This is a genomic window from Desmospora profundinema (assembly GCF_031454155.1).
Lineage (GTDB): Bacteria > Bacillota > Bacilli > Thermoactinomycetales > DSM-45169 > Desmospora > Desmospora profundinema.
Genome location: NZ_JAVDQG010000001.1, coordinates 580,383 through 600,706, shown reverse-complemented (window position 1 = coordinate 600,706; position 20,324 = coordinate 580,383). Strand labels below are relative to the sequence as shown.

Below are 20,324 nucleotides of genomic sequence, written 5' to 3'. Positions count from 1 at the left end.
GCACCTTGCTTTACAGGTGCCGGCTTTTTAGTCGTTCCAATCAAACCTGTATGATGAATAAAGGATTGGCTTTGAGACCGTATTCCGGTTATCGTAATGATGGAGACAATGAAACCCCACATATGGAGGTGGAGCTGGATATGAAAGCCCAAGTGATCCATGAAACGGGTAATCCCGATGTATTTCGCAGGGTGGAACTGCCGCGTCCCGAAACCGGTCCGGGTCAGGTTCTGATTCGTAATCTTGCCACCAGTGTCAATCCGATTGATTGTAAGATCCGCAGTGGTGCCGTTAAAGGGATTTTAGGGGACCGCTTTCCCCTGGTGCTCCACAGTGATGTTGCCGGAACCGTGGAAGAAGTGGGCGAGGGAGTGGAACACGTCTTTCCTGGCGACGAGGTATTCGCCTATGTGGCTGCCGGCGGCGCTTTGGCCGATTATGTTGTAGCCGATGCGTCCGTGGTTGCCCCCAAACCCGCCTCATTGACATTCGCAGAAGCAGCGGCTTTGCCCTTGGTGGCCACCACCGCGTGGGAAGCACTGGTGGATCGGGCGAAGATCCAATCGGGTCAACACGTGTTGATCCATGCCGCCACCGGAGGAGTGGGGCATGTGGCGATTCAACTGGCAAAAGCGTTTGAGGCCCGTGTGGCCGCCACCGCTTCATCGGAGGAGAAGCTGGCTGTCGCCCGTCGGTTGGGCGCGGATGAACAAATAAACTATCGGAACGAGTCGGTGGAGTCCTATATGGAGCGACTGACTGATGGAACCGGGTTTGACGTCGTGTTTGACACCGTCGGAGGGGAAAACCTGGATCGTTCGTTCCAAGCGGCGAAACCGCAAGGAACGGTGGCCGTCATCGCCGCCCGCTCCACCCATGACTTGTCGCCGCTCCATGCCAAAAGTCTCACCCTGCACGTGGTGTTTATCATTTTGACCCAGCGGACCGCCGCGGGACGGGCCCATCATGGCCGGATTATGCGGGAGATCTCCCGTCTGGCCGATGTTGGAAAAATAAAGCCGCTCCTGGATCAACACCGGTTTACCTTCGAAGAAGCAGCGATGGCCCATCGCCGTCTGGAATCGGGGGAAGCGGTCGGCAAGATAGTGCTGGAAAACACACGCATCGGCTGAGGAATGTAAAGACGGTGCCCGGTTGGGCACCGTCCTTTCTTAAGGGTCAGCGGTTAACGGTGGAGTTGTATTGCTCGATCTTTTCCGTGATTTCCTTTTGGGCGTCTTCCAAGGCTTTTTCAGGGGTTTTTTGTCCGTTGATCACTTCTTCCATCGCCCGTTCCGTGATCTGGCGTGCTTCCGGGAATACACCCATCAGGGCTCCCTGTGTGGCCCGGTTTAACGTGGTTTCATGCAGCTGATCCACGGCTGTTTGAAATTGAGGGAACTTCTCCAAATTTTCCTTGACAGCCGGTTCATCGTAGGCTGTTTTGGTGATAGGGAAGTAACCGGTGTTGACATGCCAGTACGCCTGTTGTTCCGGAGCGGTCAGGAATTCGATGAATTTCCAAGCGGCTTCTTGCTCCGTTTCCGGACGATTGTTCAAAATGTATAGGCTGGCACCGCCTACAATCACGCCCCCTTCATCGGCTTCTTTCGGCTTGGGCAGGAAAGCGGTGCCCACTTCAAATTTATCGCCGACACTATCCACAATTCCCCGCAGGGAGGCGGTGGAGTCCAGTGTCATCGCCACTTGCCCCGATGTGAATGCTTTTTTGGTGTCATCCGTTTTGCGACCCAGGTTAAGGGCGACGCCATCATCCACCATCTCTTTCCACCAGGTGAGCGTCTGGACACCGGCTTCGCTTCCCAGGAGCGATTCGGTGGCCAACTCATCCCGCCCGTTGCCGTTATTGACCAGTTCGGCTCCCTGGTTGGCAAAGAACTGCTCCATAAACCATCCGTACAGGGCGAAGGAGGCCCCTTTGTTTTTTCCATCCGACAGTTTTTCCGCCGCTTTTGCCACTTCTTCAAAAGTGGTGGGCGGGTTTTCCGGATCCAGCCCGGCTTCTTTGAATTGATCCTTGTTGTAGTAGAGGATCGGATTGGACGTGTTGAACGGCATCGCGTTTAGTTGATCGTCGATGGTGTAGTATCCGATGATGTTTTCTTCCAACTGGGAGAGGTCGTAGTTCTGTTTATCGACAAAGGTTTGAATCGGAGTGATCAGGTTGGAGTCGATCATGTACCGGCTTCCGATTTCGTAGACTTGCACCATGGTGGGGCCGCTGTTGGAACCGAGGGATGCTCTCAGCTTATTGAGGCTTTCATCATATTCCCCTTGATAGACCGCTTCGACGACCACTTCCGATTGAGACTCGTTAAATTCCTTTACCAGGTGGTCCACTGCAGACTTCAGCTCGCCGCCCATGGAATGCCACCAGACGACTTTCATCTTGCCGTCGGTGGTTACACCGTCATCGGAGCCGGCACTGCATGCGACAGTCGTGAAGATCATTACGGTGATCATTGCAACAATCAGCCATGGTTTGCGGAAGGTTCTCATCATCAAATCTTCCTTTCGTAGTGGAAATGGAATGAGGTGGATGTGAAACATTTATAGGAAAGGTGAAAACCAGTTTTTACCCCTTGACGGCTCCGGCGGTGATGCCGCGCACCAGTTGCTTTAAGCCGAGCATCAGCAAGATCAGGGACGGTAAAAGAACCATGGCTACGCCGGCCAGTACGAGATTCCATGACATCATTTCCTGCCATTGCAACATGCTGATTCCGATCTGTACGGTCCGCATGCTGTCGCTGTTGGTAATCAACAATGGCCAGAAGTACATGTTCCAGGTGGTGAGAAACGCGTATACAGCCAATGTGCCGATCGCCGGACGGGAGAGCGGCAAGACCAGGGAGACGAAGATGCGCCAATGCCCACAGCCGTCGATTTTGGCGGCATCGATCAGATCCCGGGGGAGCTGGAGAAAAAATTGACGGAGCAAAAAGGTGCCGAAAGCCGTCGCCATAAACGGAACCGTCAACCCTGGATAACTGTCCAGCCAACCCCATTCGCGGATGGTGAGGTAGTTGGGGATGACGGTCACTTCCCACGGAATCATCATGGTGGAAAGAAATAGTGCAAACAGGAGCTGGCGCCCTTTAAATGGGATAAAGGCAAAGGCATAAGCTGCCATACTGGCCGTTACCAGTTGGCCGATCATCACAGCGGTGGAGACGATAAAGCTGTTTTTGATGAATTGAAGCACCGGCACCAGTTCATTCACCGTTGACAGGTTGTCTAAATATAGACTGCCGGGGAGCCAACGGGGCGGATAAGCGTCCATCTCTTCCGGCGTCATCAAGGCGGAGGAGAATGTATAGAAGATCGGATACAGAATGAGAATCGCCAGAATGGACAGGACGGCATAGTGTAATAAGTGTTTGGATTGGCGCCTGATCATTGGTAATGAACCTTCTTTTCAGCGAGTTTAAATTGCACCAGGGTCAACAGCAAGATGATCACAAACAGGACAAGCGCCCGTGCGCTTCCCGTACCAAACTGGAAGTGTATAAACGCTTCCCGGTACAAGTCGTAAACCATCACATTGGTGCGGTCAACCGGCCCGCCCTGAGTCATGATATGGATTTGGCCAAAGGCTTGGAAAGCGCCGATGATCGAAACGATGACCGCGAAAAATATCGTCGGAGACAGCATGGGCACGGTCACATGCCGAAACTGATTCCAAACGCCGGCCCCGTCCAGCTTGGCACTTTCATATAAGTGGTCCGGTATTCCCTGCAGTCCGCTTAACAAAACGATATAGAGGAAGCCGATATTCATCCAGACGGTCATCAGAGAGATGGAGAAAAGCGCCCAGTTTGGATCGGAAAGCCAAAAGATGGGGCCTACTCCAATCAGATTTAAAAAGTAGTTGAACATGCCCGAGCTGGGGTGGAACAGCAACATCCAGATAACGGATGCCGTTCCGACGGAGATGGCCAGCGGCAGGGAAAACGTAAATTGAAACAAGCGTATCCCCTTTATTTTTTGATGGGTGAGCACAGCCATTATCAAGGCGAGGATGATGCTGGTGGGGACGGTATACAGGGTAAACAGTCCGGTTACTCCGATGCTGTTGAGAAAGCCGGAGGAGGCAAACAATTTGACATAGTTTTCAATCCCGACAAAGCGGGCGATATTTCCCTGGGGATCGGTTAGAAAGAAGCTTAAATAAAGCGATTTGACCAATGGATAAAAGAGAAAGATGACAAACAGGAGAATAGAGGGAGCCAAAAATAGATAGCCGGTTGCTTGCTCTTTCCACTTCCACAGTGTATTCGTTTCCGGATGAGTCGTCAGAGAAACGGGTTTGATTTCTGTTTTGTTCATAGGTACCCCCTCAAAAATGGTTCAGCACTCATACGAAACTACTATAACGATCTGATTTTATCGTTTGGTTAAAGAAATCATGAAGATTTGACAAAAAACGTGGATAGGACGAAATAATAAGTAATATTGGGGTGAATTCATTTCCCGCATTAGCCAAAAGTCTAATTCTTTCAAAAAATAAATTGTATCTCACCATAAACGCCAAAAAGATAAGGCATTTAGCCTTGCCTAAACCTTTTGTGCCTTGGAACTTTATAGATAGAGAACTCATACACTATCAAAGTACAAGATAACTACTGGAAGGAGCATCCCATGAAATCACACCCCAAAAAAGAAAAAGGGCGGATCAGGAAGGCGGTTATACCTGCTGCAGGATTTGGAACGAGGAGCCTTCCGCTGACAAAAACGGTCCCGAAAGAAATGTTTCCGATATCCGGCAAACCTGCGATTCACTACATCATAGAAGAGGCTGAGAAGTCTGGAATCGAAGAGATTCTAATGATCGTGTCCCGTTCGAGAAATCTGATCATAGATTACTTTGACCGCTCTCCCGAGCTGGAAGCTTATCTGGTGGAAAAGAAAAAGGAACACTTATTAAATAAGCTGGTCTTGCCCAAGGTTCAGATCCAGTATGTACGGCAACTGACCGTAAATGGGCTGGGGGATGCAATAAGGCTTGCTAAGTCCTTTGTCGGCGAGGACCCCTTCGCGGTACTCCTGCCTGACGACATCATTCTATCGAATCAAAAACCCGGATTGGCCCAACTGGTCAACGTTTATTCGTCCTATCAATCCAATGTCATCGCGCTTCATGAAGTGAAATGGGAGGAACTTAAAAATTACGGGGTGATAGGGGGAAAACCAATCGAATCCGGCGTATATCGCATTACGGATATCATCGAGAAACCGGAAACATCCCCTCCTTCCAACTTGGCAGTGATCGGACGCTATATTCTGAAGCCCTCCATTTTCTACTACCTGGAACGGCTGGCTCCCGGTTCAGGAGGCGAAATTCAACTGACCGATGCTATCAAAGCCATGTTGCAAGATGAAAAATGCATGGGGAAGATCTGCAGCGGGGAGCGGTATGATATCGGAAAAGAAAGGGATTACGCTATCCTGGTGAACAGATTATGCGGCGGTTAACGCAGACTGCCACTGCCGTTCATAAGGATAAAGGAGGAAAACGTCGTGGTTTCCATTATTACCTGTACCGTTCGCCAAAATTTTATGGACAATGTCTTTCGTAATTATGCCAGCCAAAAAAATATCTATAAAAAAGAATTGATCATCATTCTAAACAGCAAAAAGCTGAATTATAGAAAGTGGGCACAAAAAGCAAAAAAATATCCGAATGTATCGGTTTACATGGTGCCTGATAAAACACTGGGAGAGTGCCTGAATTTTGGAATACAAAAAGCAAAATACCCTATAGTCGCCAAAATGGATGATGATGATTACTATGCCCCCCTGTACTTGCCCCAAGCCATTCATGCCCTGATAACCAAAGATGTCTCCCTGGTTGGAAAATACTCCAGGTTTACTTATTTTGAAGGTAAAAAGCTTCTCGCGGTGATGACCCCCCACCGGGAAAATAAATTTCATGACCCGGAAAGTTGTCTTGCCGGCGGCACCCTCGTATTCAAAAAAGATCTATTTCCTCGTGTGAGGTTTCCGGCGACGAATAACGGGGAGGACGTTTTATTTCAAGTCGAATGTGCGAGGAAAGGACACAAGATATATTCCACAGACCGTCATTACTACGTCTATATCAGACGGGCAAACCATCAATCACACACTTGGAGTGTAAAAGACGAGGATCTGCTCAAAACTTACTGTGAAATTATCGGTCGCACGCTCTATTACAAATGGTACGCCCAAGGAATCTATGAGCATTCATTCATATCCTGCACTCCATTTCACTCGATCCAACCCCAAAAAAGCCCCCGACGTTTGATCAAACGACCCCTTACTTTCAGAAGAAACCGTCTTGCGGCTCACCTGACCCCACGGCAAAGTCAACCTTGGTTGAATATCCGTCGACTGACTGGGGATCGACCTCAAACACTTCGAATCAGTCTCATGTCCACCAGGGTATAACTGCTAAATTTGGCCTCATCAACAAGGCATCCACACACAATACCGACATAATGGACATCGTTCTTTGTGATTATTAACCCCACCATTGTCCGAAAACAAAATCCATCCGGGATTGATGTACATTTTCTTGATATACCGTTGGGAAACGAAGTGTGACCATCTTTCTCGTTCCATTTCTCCCGACAATTTATATGTATCCATAAAGTCAGATCCAGCCCTAGGATCACAACATCGTCATATATTCATAAGTAAGAGAGAACGAAAAAGCCTCACTTCCTGAGCCGAGTCTACGGCAAAGGGGGTGAGGCTTATGAAATGGCTTCAATCAATCGCGACCCTGCTGGCCGCACTTGTCGATGTGGCTGGTCTCTTCCTGAATGAGCGGGTGTCAATCTTCCGTTTACAAGAAAATTCAAACTGCCCTTCTGACCCCAATCGTTTCAAAACCTGCTTTACCACCGATTTGATCGACTCCAGTTGTGGTGTCCGCTTCTATTGCTTCAATCTTCCTCTCGCATCGATTCTACTTGCTCCAGAATCCGTTTCATGGGGCGGATCCAGTTTAGTTTCATAATCTTTTGGGCTTGCTCTGCGTCTCTTTTCCGCAGGGCTTCGATAATCATGCGGTGTTCTTCCACCGACGGGTTGGACGGGAGCCAGGAGTTCTCCAGGAAGATGCCTTTGAACCGGCGAGTGTGCTTTTCCAGCACAGAGGTGAATTGTTCCAGGTAGGGGTTGCCGGTACTTTGCACAATCAGACGATGAAAAGATTCGTCCCATTCCATGGCATCATAGGACTGTCGATTTTGCAGGGCCCGGGCAAATTTTTCGTTCATTTCTTCTAATTGAAGCAGACTTTTCTCATCGATGGTGTGAGCGGCCAATTCCGCTGCAGTCGCTTCCAGCGCTGCCAGGGGGGGATAGAGACGATGGACATCATCTTTTTTGAGAGGAGTGACCCGGGTTTCCTTGCCGGGGCGCATTTCCACAAACCCCTGCAATTCCAGGATCTGTAGCGCTTCCCGAACAGGGGTGCGGCTTACTCCCAGCGCTTCGGCTAATTGTGAATCATTCACTTTTTCGCCGGGACGAAGGGTACCTTCGATAATCCATCGCTGAAGAAGTTGGAGGGCTTGCTCTTTGGCGCTGTGACGGTTGATTTGGATCGATTGATGAGGAATAGGCATAAAATCGCTCCTTTGAAATCGAGAGTTCGCAACGATCCTAACAAATCGGAGATTGTGCCACCATACAGAATGCGATATATTGCATACAGGAGGGTGGTGGCCTTGACCCATAAGAATTCGGACTGGCTCCGACGTTTCCAAGGAACCAGTATGGTTGTGATTGGAGCGGTGATGTGGGGCCTTTCCGGCACGGTGGCCCAGACGTTGTTTCAGGAAGCGGATTTTCAGCCGGGTTGGTTGGTCTCCGTTCGCCTGCTGACCGCGGGGGTGTTACTTCTGGCCATTCTGGCGGTGCGCAGGGGAGCGGGAACGATTTTGGCAGTGTGGCGGGAGCCTCGTGACCGCCTTCAGTTGTTGGTATTTGGGATCGGCGGGATGCTGGCTGTTCAGTATACTTATTTTGCCGCCATCGATGCCAGCAATGCAGCGATGGCGACGTTGCTGCAGTACTTGGGGCCGATGCTGATCTGTTGTTGGCTGGCCTTCCGATCGCGTCGCTGGCCGACTTCCTATGAAGGGGGAGGGGTCCTGTTGGCATTGGCGGGGACCGCATTGCTGGTGAGCGGCGGTCACGGCGGGAGTCTTTCCGTTTCGGGAACGGCCCTGTTCTGGGGGCTGGCTTCGGCGGTCGCCCTGGCTTTTTATACGTTGTATCCATCCCGTTTGCTTCCGCGTTGGGGAGCGGGGACGGTCGTCGGGTGGGCGATGGTGATCGGCGGCACCGGTCTTTCTTTTCTTCATCCTCCCTGGCAGGTGACAGGTACGTTTACCTTAGAGTCCATTCTCTCTATTTCATTCATCATTGTGTTCGGCACTTTGCTGGCTTTCTTCCTCTATCTTGACAGCTTGCGTTTGATCCGTCCAACGGAAACCAGTTTGTTGGCCTGTACGGAGCCGCTTTCCGCCACGGTCGCGGCGGTGGTGTGGTTAGGGGTTCCCTTCGGTGTCCCGGAATGGGTGGGAGCGGGTTGCATTATCGCCACGGTTGCCCTGCTCTCGTTGGAACCCCATACGCAGCAAAAAGCAGTCGAGCCCGCTTCCATTCCTCATGCAAAGGAGAAAACAGGATGAAGACAGCAGCACAGTTGACTGCGGTGGCTATTTTCTGGGCGGGCGTCTTTCATGTGGGCCATTGGACGATGGATGAGATGGAACCCATGACGACGGCTTTTCTCCGATTTACAGTGGCGGCAATCACCCTATGGCCGCTGCTGGTGTGGATGGAGCCGAAAGATTGGAGGGTCAGGCGGGGAGAAGTTCTCCCTCTGATCGGATTGGGATGTACCGGCATCTTTCTGTATAACGCCGGTTTCTTTTATGGATTGGAGGGTTCCGGTCCGGTCACCGCGTCGGTTGTGATCGCCTCGATCCCCATGGTGACGGCACTGCTATCCGCCTTGATACTGAAAGAGACGTTTACCGGTCGCCAAGCAGTGGGGCTGGTGCTGTCGTTTGCCGGTGTCTTTCTGGTTGTCACCGAGGGCCGGTGGGAGTTGGCGGGGTGGAAAGGCGGCGGGATTGCCTGGCTGACATTGGCTGTTTTTTCCTTTTCATTTTACACCATCTTGGGCCGCAGATGGATGGTTGGGATCACTCCCTTGAAAGCGACTGCTTATGCGACGGCATGGGGTGCGGTCGGGTTGGGGATCGCCGCTTTCTTCACCGGTGGATGGTTTCCGGAGCAGTCCTCTCTTGGATCCTGGTTGGGGATAGGGTATATGGCCTGGTTTGCCACGGTATGGGGTTTCGTTTGGTGGAACAAGGGAGTGGCCCGCTGGGGAGCGGGGCGTACCGCGGTTTTTCTGAATATGGTTCCTCTTTTCACCTTGCTGATTACCGTAGTTACCGGTGAAGTTCCCACCCTTTTTCAGATCACCGGCACATGCCTGGTGGTGGCGGGAGTCAGTTTGGCCACGATTCGCTGGAGCGAGCAGACTGTTCCCCTTGCTGCGAAAGAAACGCAAAAAAGCGGAAGTTGAATCGGCGCGAGTCTGCTTTTGTCGCAAAAAGCGGCTTTCCCGGATGGGAAGCCGCTTTTTGTGCGCATCATTATTGAATGCCGATCAGTTCGTCATAAATGGCAATCAAGGTGACACCCACCATGGCAAGGGTGAAAAGGCCGCCGATCAAGAACCCCGGCTTGTTACCCGTCCGCTTGTTATAGAGGGTTCCCATCACGGAGAGGATGCTGACAAAAATCAAAATAACCGTCATGTACATGGGAAAATTCACCCGCTTTCGTGTAAGTCCGCTTTCATTGGAGGGATATCGGTTTTGTGGCCGTCCCACGGTTCCATCCATTAGTATAATCATTTTCAGGGTGAAAACTCAATTCCCGGCAAAGAGGAAATGGCACGGTTCTTTGAACGTTAGAAGAAAAGGGCCCCGGTTGCCAGGGTGGTGATCACCATTGTGAATATGATGATATAGACCACCAATTTAACCCAATATGGCTGCACGATCATCACCTCAACAATTAATTGTAGCTTACACACCTGTGAATGTCTATGCTCACCCAGATTCGACAACGGGACGGATGAGTTAAAAGTTTGGTATATTAAGTGATGTAAGCGTTTTTCTTAACATCGTCTTGGAGGGGGAGGGAAACCGGGTGTCAGAGAAAAATTTTGAAACCCTGTACCGGGAATGGCAGGAAAAAACCCGGGAGTTACTACAGAAATACCCGGAACAGAAAGAACGTTTTGAAACCCTGTCGGGACTTGAGGTGGATCGGGTCTATATACCGGACAAACCGGGAAAAAGGGAGACGGAATCCATCGGATTACCGGGGGAGTATCCGTTTACCCGCGGGATTCGGCCCAGTATGTACCGTTCCCGTCACTGGACGATGCGCCAGTATGCCGGGTTCGGGTCGGCGGAGGAGACGAACCGGCGTTTTCGCTATCTGTTGGAGCAAGGGCAGACCGGGCTCTCGGTGGCATTCGACCTACCGACACAGATCGGATACGATTCCGATGATCCGATGGCGGCGGGAGAAGTGGGCAAAGTGGGAGTGGCCATTGACTCCCTGGAGGATATGGAGAAGCTTTTAAAGGGAATCCCGTTGGATCGGGTCAGCACCTCCATGACCATTAATGCTCCGGCGTCGGTTCTCCTGGCCATGTATATCGCGGTGGGGGAAAAGCAGGGTGTGCCGTCCGACCGTCTGACGGGTACCATTCAAAACGATATTTTAAAGGAATATATCGCGCGGGGGACTTATATTTTTCCACCCCAGCCGTCCATGCGATTAATCACGGATGTGTTTTCGTTTTGCGGCGAACACGTCCCCCGCTGGAACACGATCAGTATCAGCGGCTATCACATCCGGGAGGCCGGTTCCACCGCCGTGCAGGAAGTGGCGTTTACGCTGGCGGATGGAATCGCATATGTGGAAGCAGCCAGGAGTGCGGGGTTGGATGTGGATCGATTTGCGCCGCGCCTATCCTTCTTCTTTAACGCTCACAACCACTTTTTTGAGGAAGTGGCCAAGTTTCGGGCTGCCCGTCGACTGTGGGCGCGAATCATGAAGGAGCGGTTCGGAGCGAAGGACCTGCGCTCGATGCAGCTGCGCTTTCATACCCAAACCGGCGGTTCCACTCTGACGGCGCAGCAACCGGACAACAATATTGTTCGGGTGACGGTGCAGGCCTTGTCCGCCGTTTTGGGCGGTACTCAAAGCCTGCACACCAATGCGAGGGATGAAGCCTTGGCCCTGCCGACGGAGGAGTCGGCGCGGATTGCGTTGCGCACCCAGCAAATCTTGGCCCATGAGAGCGGAGTCACTCATACGGTGGATCCCCTGGGCGGCTCCTGGTTTGTAGAATCCCTGACCGATGCCATCGAACGGGAAGCGGAAACCTACATTCAACGAATCGATGAGATGGGCGGGGCGGTGGCCGCGGTGGAACAAGGGTATATGCAGCGGGAAATCCACCAAGCCGCCCTGGAGACGCAGCGCAAGATCGAATCCGGGGAGGAAGTGGTGGTGGGACTCAACCGGTACCGCCTGGAACAGGAGGCGGAGCCGGAGCTGTACCGTCTGGATCCCGCCCTGGCACGCAAACAGGTGGAGTCGCTTCAGGCACTGCGGTCCCGTCGGGACGAGGTGCGTGTTCAGGAATCGCTGGAGCGGCTCAAGAGGGGAGCCGCCGGCACTGATAATCTGATGCCGCTGATTTTGGATGCCGTTCGCTCATACGCCACGGTGGGGGAGATTTGTCATTCCCTTCGCAAGGTGTTTGGAGAGTATCAACCGATTGGATAAAGGAGGAACCGGCATGAACCGACCGATACGGGTATTGGTGGCCAAACCGGGGCTGGACGGCCATGACCGCGGAGCATTGATTATTGCCCAGTCGCTCCGGGATGAGGGGATGGAAGTGATCTACACCGGTCTGCGCCAGTCTCCCGCCCAGATTGTGGCGACGGCCGTTCAAGAAGATGTGGATGTCATCGGGCTGTCCTGCTTATCCGGCGCCCATAACGAGTTGTTTCCTGAAGTGATCCACCTCTTACAAAAGGAAGGTGCCGATGATATCGTGGTGGTGGGAGGAGGCGTCATCCCTCAAACGGATATTCCCGGGTTGTTGGAAAAGGGAATCGCCAAGATTTTCACCCCCGGCACCTCCACCAAGGAAACCGCCGACTTTATCCGGGAAGCGGTTAGGAAACGGGAGGAGACGTTATGATTCCCATACTGCCTGAGAAAATGGATCACATCGGAATCGCCGTCCGCTCGATCCGGGAAGCATTGCCGTTGTACCGGGATGTATGGGGTATGGAATATTTGGGGGAAGAGACGGTGGAGAGTGAAGGTGTGCGGGTGGCTTTCTTCCGGCTGGGGGAGAGCAAGGTGGAGCTTTTGGAACCACTCCATGAGGAAAGTGCCGTCGCCCGCTTTCTGGAAAAACGCGGGGAAGGGGTCCATCACATTGCCCTGCGGGTAAAGGATATCGAGTTCCGCTTGCAGCAGCTTGCGGCATCTGGGATCCGTCTGATTCATGACAAGCCTAAGACCGGTGCCGGCGGCAACCGGGTGGCCTTTCTCCACCCCCGTTCTACCGGTGGGGTGCTGGTTGAGCTGTGTGAACCACAGCCGTGAGGATGATCTGCTGGAAGCAGAACGAGGAGGCGTAGCCGTGTATTCCAAGTTGGATGAGTTGGCCGATAAGAAGCGTCGCGTGGAAATGGGGGGCGGGGACAAAAAGATCCGCGCCCAGCACGATAAAGGCAAGTTGACGGCCCGGGAACGGATCGATTTGCTGTTGGATGAGGATACGTTTGTAGAACTAAACCCCTTTGTGGAGAATACAGCGGCTGATTATGGAGAAGCGCCGGGGGAAGGGGTCGTGACTGGGTACGGAAAGATTCACGGTCGTCCCGTCTATCTATTTGCCCAGGATTTTACTGTGTACGGCGGCTCCCTGGGCGAAATGCACGCGTTAAAGATTGCGCGGGTGATGGATCTGGCCGCCAAAAACGGAGCCCCCATCATCGGGCTGAATGACTCCGGAGGAGCTCGGATCCAGGAGGGAGTGGTCTCCCTAGACGGCTATGGTCATATTTTTTACCGCAATTCCATCTATTCCGGTGTCATTCCCCAGATCTCCGTCATCCTGGGTCCCTGTGCCGGCGGGGCGGTTTATTCCCCGGCCATCACGGACTTTGTTTTCATGGTGGAAGGGACCAGCCAGATGTTTATTACCGGGCCGAAGGTGATTGAGACGGTGACCGGGGAGACGATTTCAGCGGAGGACTTGGGCGGGGCACGGGTTCATTCTTCCCTGAGCGGAAACGCCCACTTCACCGCCCCGTCAGAGCCGGAAGTTCTCAATCAGGTGCGCCGTCTGCTTTCCTTTCTGCCGCAAAACAATGTAGAAGATCCTCCCCGTACGTATTGCAAAGAGGACGATGGCTGGTCGGACGAGCTGACGGAGAAGGTTCCGATCGAGGGGACGAAAGTGTATGATGTACGTGGAGTGATTGATAGTATCGTCGACGACGGAGACTTTATGGAGGTTCAGGAGCGGTTCGCCAAAAACATCGTGGTCGGGTTTGGGCGCGTCGATGGTCAGGTGGTGGGGATCGCCGCCAACCAGCCCAAAGTGATGGCCGGCGGACTGGACATCGATTCTTCGGACAAACTGGCTCGGTTTATCCGCTTTTGCGACAGCTTCAACATCCCGTTGGTCACCTTTGTTGACGTAACCGGCTTCTTTCCCGGCGTCAACCAGGAGCATCGGGGGATCATCCGCCACGGAGCCAAGATTTTGTACGCGTATTCGGAGGCAACTGTCCCCAAAATCACGGTCATCACCCGCAAAGCGTACGGCGGGGCGTATGTGGCGCTGAACAGCAAAGCGATCGGTGCTGACATGGTGTATGCCTGGCCCAGCGCCGAGGTGGCGGTGATGGGACCCGAAGGGGCAGCCAATATTATCTACCATCGGGAGATACAAGCGAGTGACGATCCGGCGGCAACTAGAGCTGAAAAAATCCAGGAGTACCGGGAAAAGTTCGCCAATCCGTATGTGGCTGCCTCTAAGGGGATGGTGGACGATGTGATCGATCCCCGGGAAACGCGCAAAAAGCTGAAGGAAGCTCTGGAGATGTTAAAACACAAGCAGGAGACGCGGCCGTCTAAAAAACACGGCAATATTCCGCTTTGAAGACAAAGGGGGCCACATCCATGGAAGAACAAAAGCCGCTGGTGCTGCGGTTGATGCAGCGCAAGGAGGACGGTTCGGTTTCGGCAATCGATGATGGATCCCCCCGGGCTTCCTGGATCCGCCCCAAACGAAAATTACGTTTGTTGCGGGCGTACACGGTCACCTTTATCCGCGGCCCCCGGGACCGATCTCCCTGGCGCTCTGAGGGGCGCCGGCATCAGCTCTCTGTCCGCGGGACCCACCGGGAACGGTCATCCTGGTCGGATCGGGCGGCACAGAGGCGGATGCCGCCTCGTGCCGTACAAGAGCGGTGGGCTCGAAACAGGGGAGGACGGGGGTGAAGGCGCTTTGGGGACTAGGGCGTGTCTGGTAATTAATTTTTCGTGAGAAAAAGGGAGGGTCGGTATGGCTGGCGGAGAGCCTTTGCGCTTTTTGCAACGAAACGAAGACAGCCATACCGACCCGGAATTTCGCCCTACGGATTGTTCACACACGCCCTAATCGCTCGATCCGGGATCCCGGAAAAAAAGGGGGGGATTCATTGAAGGAGAAAGGTTGTCCCAAGTGCGGGTGTAAAAAAGCTGCTGTGCGGGAAATTGCTGCGACGGGGACGGGTTTAAGCCGGATGTTCGATATTCAGCACAATCAGTTTAAAGTCGTTTCCTGTAAGGATTGCGGGTACTCGGAATTGTACAGCCTGAAAGGATCGCGTTCGCGGAACGTGCTGGATCTCTTTTTCGGATAAATGTACATAGGACGTGAAGTTGGAGGAATCGATATATGATCAATCGAGAACGGTTGTTGGACGAGTTTTTGGAACTGGTGGGAATCGACAGCGAAACCCGGTATGAACGGAAAATTTGTGACCATCTGCGGGAGAAGCTGACGACTCTCGGGTTTGCGGTGGAGGAAGACGATACCGCCCGTGTGACGGGACATGAAGCCGGCAATCTGATCGCCACCCTAAAAGGCAATGTGCCGGGGGCGCCCACGGTTTATTTCACCTGCCATATGGACACGGTGGCACCGGGAAAAGGGGTTCGGGCCCGAGTGGAGAAAGACGCGGTCGTCACCGATGGAAACACGGTGCTGGGAGCCGACGACAAGGCGGGGATCGCCGCCCTCCTGGAAGGGATCCGTACCATCCGGGATCATGGTGTGAAACACGGCACGATCCAGTTGATCATCACTGCCGGGGAAGAATCGGGCTTGGTCGGTTCCAAAGCCCTGGATCCCGATAAATTAAAAGCGGACTTCGGCTTCGCCCTGGACTCCAACGGGCCGGTGGGCGACATTATTACCTCTGCTCCGGCCCAGGTACGCCTGGATGTGAAGATCGAGGGGAAACCGGCCCACGCCGGCGTCAACCCGGAAGATGGCATCAGTGCGATCCAGGTGGCCAGCCGCGCCATTTCCAAAATGCCGTTGGGACGGATCGATGGAGAAACCACGGCCAATATCGGTAAATTCCAGGGCGGGTCCGCCTCCAACGTGGTTCCCCAATGGGTGGAGATTCTGGCGGAAGCCCGCAGCCGGGATGAAGAAAAACTGGACGCTCAGGTGGCCAAAATGAATCGTGGGTTTGAGCAGGCAGCGGCTGAATGGGGCGCACGGGCAGAAGTGAAAGTGACCCGGATGTATCCTGCCTATAAGTATGGGGAAGCTGATACAGTGGTGCAAAAAGCGGTGGCCGCCGTTAAACGGGTGAAACGGGAACCGAGTCTGTTGGCAAGCGGTGGCGGCAGCGACGCCAATGTGATTGCCGGTCATGGAATCCCCACTGTCAACTTGGGCATTGGTTATGAGGCGATTCATACCACTAACGAACGGATGCCGCTGGAGGAGTTATACAAGGCAGCGGAACTGGTGGTTGCTCTGATTGAAGAAAGTAGAAGATGAACGACTTGCATGAAACTTCTAACCTCCGTTTGACGGGGGTTTTTTCATGAGAGAATCCGATCGCCGGTTCAGCCCATCCATGGATCGATGGAGCCAAACCAGCCCATGACCGGCGGTTTTCGCTTTTATAGATAGCGAGCGAGAAAACCCTGTCCTTTAGGGTTGGGATGAAAGCGAGCGTCGGACTTGCGAGAGGGAGGGTTTCCCCCATACGCTAAGTCCGACAGTTTTTGTCCTGAATCCAAACGCATGATCCCTTTCCTATGGTGAAATATTCATAAGAGGGGGTGAATCCAGTGATCCGAACTTACAAATTCAAGTTAGTCCCGACCATCGAGCAAATACAAACGATCGAGTGGAGCCTGGACATGTGCCGATGGCTGTACAACAGCATGCTGGAACAACGTCGTTTTGCCTACAAGAGACGAGGTCTTTCCTTGAGCTATCATCAGCAAGCGACGGAACTTCCTTCATTGAAAAAGGAACTTCCCGCATTTAAACAGATTTACTCCCAGGTCCTGCAGCAAGTGGTGAAGGGCCTCCTTGTACAGAAAGATGGGTGCACCGCGGGATTACACCGGATAGGATCATGGGGATGACCTTTACTCCCCAATGTTGGATCAGGAATGATTCGGAAGGTTTGTGGTTACAGATCCTGAGCGGGACCAACCCGCATGTCATGAGGAATTCCCGAATAAGCGTTTAGGTAGAGACTGACGCGTGGTCGGGAGGGGGGAAATCCATGATTGTCTGGGAAAAGGGGGAGGTACTCCGGATCCGGGAGGAGACAGAGGCAGTCCAGCGGATGGTAGTGCGGACGGAAGCGGGAGAAGAAGCGTTCGCGGTTCACTATCCGCTCCTGCTGGGGCGAGCGGAGCCGGGGGACGGGGTGTGGCTCAATACGACGGCGGTGGAAATGGGATTGGGTACGGGAGGGGAGCATTTTGTGGCGGGATGGATTTCCAAACGGCCACAATCGTTCGCACCTGTCGGCCACATTATGAAAATGCGTTACACGCCCTGGCAGATCGCTGTGTCCACAGGAGAAGAAGAGGGAAACCCTCATCGGGAGGCGGTCGCAGACCGGGATACCTTGGGTGGCTGGCCCATCCTGCTGGGCGAGTTGCACAGCATGCTTCCGATTGTGGCGGCGGTTTGGCGGCACCAAGGGCTCATCCACCGCAAACGTCCTCGTGTGGTGTATGTAATGACCGATGGCGGTGCGCTCCCCTTCGCCCTCAGCCAACATGGGAAACACTTGCAAGAGCTGGGTTGGTTGGATGCCACCGTGACTGCGGGACACGCATTCGGTGGGGAGGTAGAGGCGGTTAATCTGCATTCGGCGCTGCTGTTGGCCCGCCATGCGCTGAAAGGCGACCTGGTATTTGTCTCGATGGGACCGGGAATTGTGGGGACAGGTACACCCTTCGGCTTCAGCGGGGTGGAGCAGGGGGAGGCAGTTAACACGGTGGCGGCTTTAAAGGGAGTGCCGGTGTTTATTCCGCGCATCCAGGGGGTGGACGGCCGGGAGCGTCATCGGGGTGTCAGTCATCATACGTTGACCAATTTAGAGAGAGTGGCGTTGGCACCGGCTGAGGTGCCGCTGCCGGATCCCCTCGAACCGGAGCTGTCGTTGCAGGTGGAGACCATCCCCCGACGTCACCGCACCTTCTCCATTGCCGTCACGGAAGTGGAAGCCGAAGTGATCCTTCGCACCTACCCTTTTCCTTTACGCAGTATGGGCAGGGGGGTGTCGGAGGATCCCCTCTTCTTTCGAACGGTATGTGCTGGTGCTCTTCATACCTGGAAGCGGTGGACTCAAATCGTGGAGGGGCGGTCGAGCTTGTCGATTCATCGGGAGTATGGGCATAAACCGTGACACTCCATGAAAAACGGGACGACGGACGTCCCTTTTTTTCGTGGCGAAAATAATTTTACACATGTGAAACAAGAAGACGGACCACGACAGCTTTACGATAGGGATCACCGCTGGTGTATAATGGGGGGCGAAATGGAGGGAAAGAGCCATGAGCCGACTGGAAGAGAAGACGATTCGAAGCACACCGATTTTTGATGGGGATATCATCCAGGTGCAAGTGGATGAAGTGGAGTTACCGAATGGCAAACGCGCTACCCGCGAGTTGGTGAAACATACGGGAGCCGTCTCGATCCTGGCGGTGACGGAAGCGGGAAAGATCGTCCTGGTCCGTCAATTTCGCAAACCCTTGGAGAAAACAATCCTGGAAATCCCGGCCGGAAAGCTGGAGCCGGGGGAAGATCCCGCTCATTGTGCGGCGAGGGAGTTAAAGGAGGAGACCGGCTATACCGCTGATCGTCTGGAGAAGGTGGCCGGATTTTATACGTCTCCCGGTTTTGCCGATGAATATCTCCATATCTTTGAGGCCCGTGGATTAAAACAGGGGGAAGCGACTCCGGATACAGACGAATTTGTCGAAACGGTGGAATGTACTTTGAATGAGGCTTTTGAGCGGATGGCAAGAGGTGAAATTGATGATGCCAAAACGGTGGTTGCCTTGTATCTGTGGCAAAATCGGGTGCTGAGAGGCGGATGAAAACCGTTTTTGCCGATATGCACATCCACGTCGGGCGTACCGAGAGTGGGTTGCCGGTCAAGATTACGGCTTCCCGCTCCCTCACCTTCGATAACATCTTGCGGGAAGCGGCACAGCGCAAGGGAATCGATCTGATCGGGATCATCGACGCCCATTCCCCTCCGGTACAGGAGGAGATGGCAAGGGGTCTCGCGGAAGGGCGGTACCAGGAATGCGCCGGCGGCGGGATTCGTTTTGAATCGACGACCGTGATTCCCGGAGCGGAAATCGAGGTGAAACGGGAGGGGCAGGGTGCCGCTCATCTGTTGGCTTATTTTCCTCACTTGGAGGCGATCCGTCAGTTTACTCTTTTTTTGTCGCGGTATGTACGCAATCCGCAGCTGAGCACCCAACGCTTTCACGGTCCGGTGGAGGCGCTGGAAGACCAGGTAACGGCATTGGGGGGGCTCCTTGTTCCCGCCCATGTATTTACACCCTTTAAGAGCGTGTACGGAAGTGCCGCGGACCGGTTATCCCAGGTGTTCCGACCGGACAAGCTGGCAGCGGTGGAGCTGGGTCTTAGTGCGGACACAACGATGGCGGATCGCATCGGAGAGTTGCACCCGTTTACATTTGTCACCAATTCGGATGCCCATTCACTGCCCAAAATTGGACGGGAGTATCACGCCCTAACAGTGATGGAGGCCAGTTTCGATGAGTGGAAAAAAGCGCTCTTGCGTCAAGAAGGACGGCGGGTGAAGGCCAATTACGGCTTGGATCCCAAATTGGGCAAATACCACCGAAGCCGTTGCGCCGATTGTAACAAAGGCTTGCAGCAACCGGCGGGAAAACGGTGTCCTCACTGCGGTGGCCATGTGGTGAAAGGGGTGATGGACCGGATCGAGGAAATCAGCGACTCCAGTGTCGGCTCACCCACTCACCGGCCGCCTTATATTCACCAAGTGCCGCTGGAGTTTATCCCGAAACTGGGTCCCAAAACATTGGATCGATTGGTGGAACGATTCGGTTCGGAGATGAATATTCTTCACCGTGTTTCCCTGGAGGAGATTGCGGCGGTGACTCATGAGAGGATTGCCCATCATATCGGGCTGGCACGAACCGGACAGCTTTCAATGGAAGCGGGAGGCGGAGGCGTGTATGGACGGGTGCGTACATCCCGCCAGTAGCGGATAGCTAAATGATTCACCCACAGAGCAGCCGGTGATGGGGTATGGCGCTCTCTTCGCCTCCATCCTCGAAAAGTTGGAAGCTGCCACACTGCTGGCGGCGCCCTCCTGTTGCATGATTGGTTACTAGGGCGCCTCTAAATAATCCGTAAGGGCGAAATCCCAGGGTTATGGCTCATTTCGTTTGCAAAAAACGCATAGTAAGATCGGGGTGACCCAGGCGAGACTTGTGCTCTGTGAGTGCAAAGGCTCTCCGCCAGCCACACCGACCCGGGATCCCGCCACGGATTGATCAGACACGCCCTAGGACGGTTGGCCAATGACTTCGGTTGAAGGTCGGATAAAGTCCCCACTGTGAGGTGGGGCGTTTTTTATGCT

Annotated in this window: 21 protein-coding genes; 16 read left to right on the top strand and 5 right to left on the bottom strand. The window is 53.6% G+C overall.

What is annotated here, in order from left to right; all coding sequences use genetic code 11:
- Window positions 1–140 precede the first annotated feature (140 nt).
- The gene (locus JOE21_RS02880) at window positions 141–1,133 is read left to right on the top strand and encodes a zinc-dependent alcohol dehydrogenase family protein (protein WP_309862066.1); all 993 of its coding nucleotides are present in this window, start codon (window positions 141–143) and stop codon (window positions 1,131–1,133) included.
- A 46-nt stretch (window positions 1,134–1,179) separates the two neighbouring features.
- On the opposite strand, the gene JOE21_RS02875 is transcribed toward JOE21_RS02880, so the two are convergent.
- From JOE21_RS02875 to JOE21_RS02865, 3 genes are all read right to left on the bottom strand, one after another.
- Complete coding sequence (locus JOE21_RS02875) at window positions 1,180–2,520, bottom strand: ABC transporter substrate-binding protein (protein ID WP_374709299.1); 1,341 nt, start codon at window positions 2,518–2,520, stop codon at window positions 1,180–1,182.
- Window positions 2,521–2,596: 76 nt separating this feature from the next.
- Window positions 2,597–3,421 carry a carbohydrate ABC transporter permease gene (locus JOE21_RS02870; RefSeq protein ID WP_309862063.1) on the bottom strand — a complete coding sequence of 275 codons (825 nt, stop codon included), beginning with the start codon at window positions 3,419–3,421 and terminating at the stop codon, window positions 2,597–2,599.
- Window positions 3,418–4,350, bottom strand: coding sequence for a carbohydrate ABC transporter permease (locus JOE21_RS02865; protein WP_309862061.1), 933 nt, complete (start codon window positions 4,348–4,350; stop codon window positions 3,418–3,420). The genes JOE21_RS02870 and JOE21_RS02865 overlap by 4 nt, the downstream gene beginning before the upstream one ends.
- Window positions 4,351–4,662: 312 nt before the next feature.
- Here JOE21_RS02865 and JOE21_RS02860 point away from each other — a divergent pair, with 312 nt between their 5' ends.
- Window positions 4,663–5,496, top strand: coding sequence for a UTP--glucose-1-phosphate uridylyltransferase (locus JOE21_RS02860; RefSeq protein ID WP_309862059.1), 834 nt, complete (start codon window positions 4,663–4,665; stop codon window positions 5,494–5,496).
- Window positions 5,497–5,541: 45 nt separating this feature from the next.
- Complete coding sequence (locus JOE21_RS02855) at window positions 5,542–6,450, top strand: glycosyltransferase family 2 protein (RefSeq protein WP_309862056.1); 909 nt, start codon at window positions 5,542–5,544, stop codon at window positions 6,448–6,450.
- A 500-nt stretch (window positions 6,451–6,950) separates the two neighbouring features.
- Here the strand turns inward: JOE21_RS02855 and JOE21_RS02850 are convergent, their stop codons facing one another.
- The gene (locus tag JOE21_RS02850) at window positions 6,951–7,637 is read right to left on the bottom strand and encodes a GntR family transcriptional regulator (protein WP_309862054.1); all 687 of its coding nucleotides are present in this window, start codon (window positions 7,635–7,637) and stop codon (window positions 6,951–6,953) included.
- Between the two features lie 150 nt (window positions 7,638–7,787).
- Here JOE21_RS02850 and JOE21_RS02845 point away from each other — a divergent pair, with 150 nt between their 5' ends.
- Complete coding sequence (locus JOE21_RS02845; RefSeq protein ID WP_309862440.1) at window positions 7,788–8,708, top strand: DMT family transporter; 921 nt, start codon at window positions 7,788–7,790, stop codon at window positions 8,706–8,708.
- Entirely contained in the window at window positions 8,705–9,616 is a 912-nt protein-coding gene (locus JOE21_RS02840) for a DMT family transporter (RefSeq protein ID WP_309862052.1), read from the top strand. The genes JOE21_RS02845 and JOE21_RS02840 overlap by 4 nt, the downstream gene beginning before the upstream one ends.
- A 70-nt stretch (window positions 9,617–9,686) precedes the next feature.
- On the opposite strand, the gene JOE21_RS02835 is transcribed toward JOE21_RS02840, so the two are convergent.
- A complete protein-coding gene (locus tag JOE21_RS02835; protein ID WP_309862050.1) occupies window positions 9,687–9,857 on the bottom strand; it encodes a hypothetical protein in 171 nt (56 codons plus the stop codon).
- 391 nt (window positions 9,858–10,248) lie between these two features.
- On the opposite strand from JOE21_RS02835, the gene JOE21_RS02830 reads away from it, so the two are divergent.
- The 11 genes from JOE21_RS02830 (at window position 10,249) to JOE21_RS02780 (ending at window position 19,946) form a co-directional block, all read left to right on the top strand.
- Window positions 10,249–11,904 (top strand): acyl-CoA mutase large subunit family protein, encoded by a 1,656-nt coding sequence (locus tag JOE21_RS02830; RefSeq protein WP_309862048.1) that lies wholly within the window; start codon window positions 10,249–10,251, stop codon window positions 11,902–11,904.
- 13 nt (window positions 11,905–11,917) lie between these two features.
- Window positions 11,918–12,328 carry a cobalamin B12-binding domain-containing protein gene (locus JOE21_RS02825; RefSeq protein ID WP_309862046.1) on the top strand — a complete coding sequence of 137 codons (411 nt, stop codon included), beginning with the start codon at window positions 11,918–11,920 and terminating at the stop codon, window positions 12,326–12,328.
- Entirely contained in the window at window positions 12,325–12,741 is a 417-nt protein-coding gene (gene mce / locus JOE21_RS02820; RefSeq protein ID WP_374709298.1) for a methylmalonyl-CoA epimerase, read from the top strand. The genes JOE21_RS02825 and mce overlap by 4 nt, the downstream gene beginning before the upstream one ends.
- 85 nt (window positions 12,742–12,826) lie before the next feature.
- The gene (locus JOE21_RS02815; RefSeq protein WP_309862435.1) at window positions 12,827–14,308 is read left to right on the top strand and encodes an acyl-CoA carboxylase subunit beta; all 1,482 of its coding nucleotides are present in this window, start codon (window positions 12,827–12,829) and stop codon (window positions 14,306–14,308) included.
- Window positions 14,309–14,328: 20 nt separating this feature from the next.
- On the top strand, window positions 14,329–14,649 hold the full coding sequence (locus JOE21_RS02810; RefSeq protein WP_309862044.1) for a hypothetical protein: 321 nt from the start codon (window positions 14,329–14,331) through the stop codon (window positions 14,647–14,649).
- Between the two features lie 200 nt (window positions 14,650–14,849).
- Window positions 14,850–15,053 carry a zinc ribbon domain-containing protein gene (locus JOE21_RS02805; RefSeq protein ID WP_309862042.1) on the top strand — a complete coding sequence of 68 codons (204 nt, stop codon included), beginning with the start codon at window positions 14,850–14,852 and terminating at the stop codon, window positions 15,051–15,053.
- Between the two features lie 35 nt (window positions 15,054–15,088).
- Entirely contained in the window at window positions 15,089–16,207 is a 1,119-nt protein-coding gene (locus tag JOE21_RS02800; protein WP_309862040.1) for a M20/M25/M40 family metallo-hydrolase, read from the top strand.
- Between the two features lie 296 nt (window positions 16,208–16,503).
- On the top strand, window positions 16,504–16,806 hold the full coding sequence (locus JOE21_RS02795) for a helix-turn-helix domain-containing protein (protein ID WP_309862038.1): 303 nt from the start codon (window positions 16,504–16,506) through the stop codon (window positions 16,804–16,806).
- 143 nt (window positions 16,807–16,949) lie between these two features.
- Complete coding sequence (locus tag JOE21_RS02790; RefSeq protein WP_309862036.1) at window positions 16,950–18,086, top strand: DUF3866 family protein; 1,137 nt, start codon at window positions 16,950–16,952, stop codon at window positions 18,084–18,086.
- A 148-nt stretch (window positions 18,087–18,234) separates the two neighbouring features.
- A complete protein-coding gene (locus JOE21_RS02785) occupies window positions 18,235–18,780 on the top strand; it encodes an NUDIX hydrolase (RefSeq protein WP_309862033.1) in 546 nt (181 codons plus the stop codon).
- Entirely contained in the window at window positions 18,777–19,946 is a 1,170-nt protein-coding gene (locus JOE21_RS02780; protein ID WP_309862031.1) for an endonuclease Q family protein, read from the top strand. The genes JOE21_RS02785 and JOE21_RS02780 overlap by 4 nt, the downstream gene beginning before the upstream one ends.
- The last annotated feature ends 378 nt before the right edge of the window (window positions 19,947–20,324 follow it).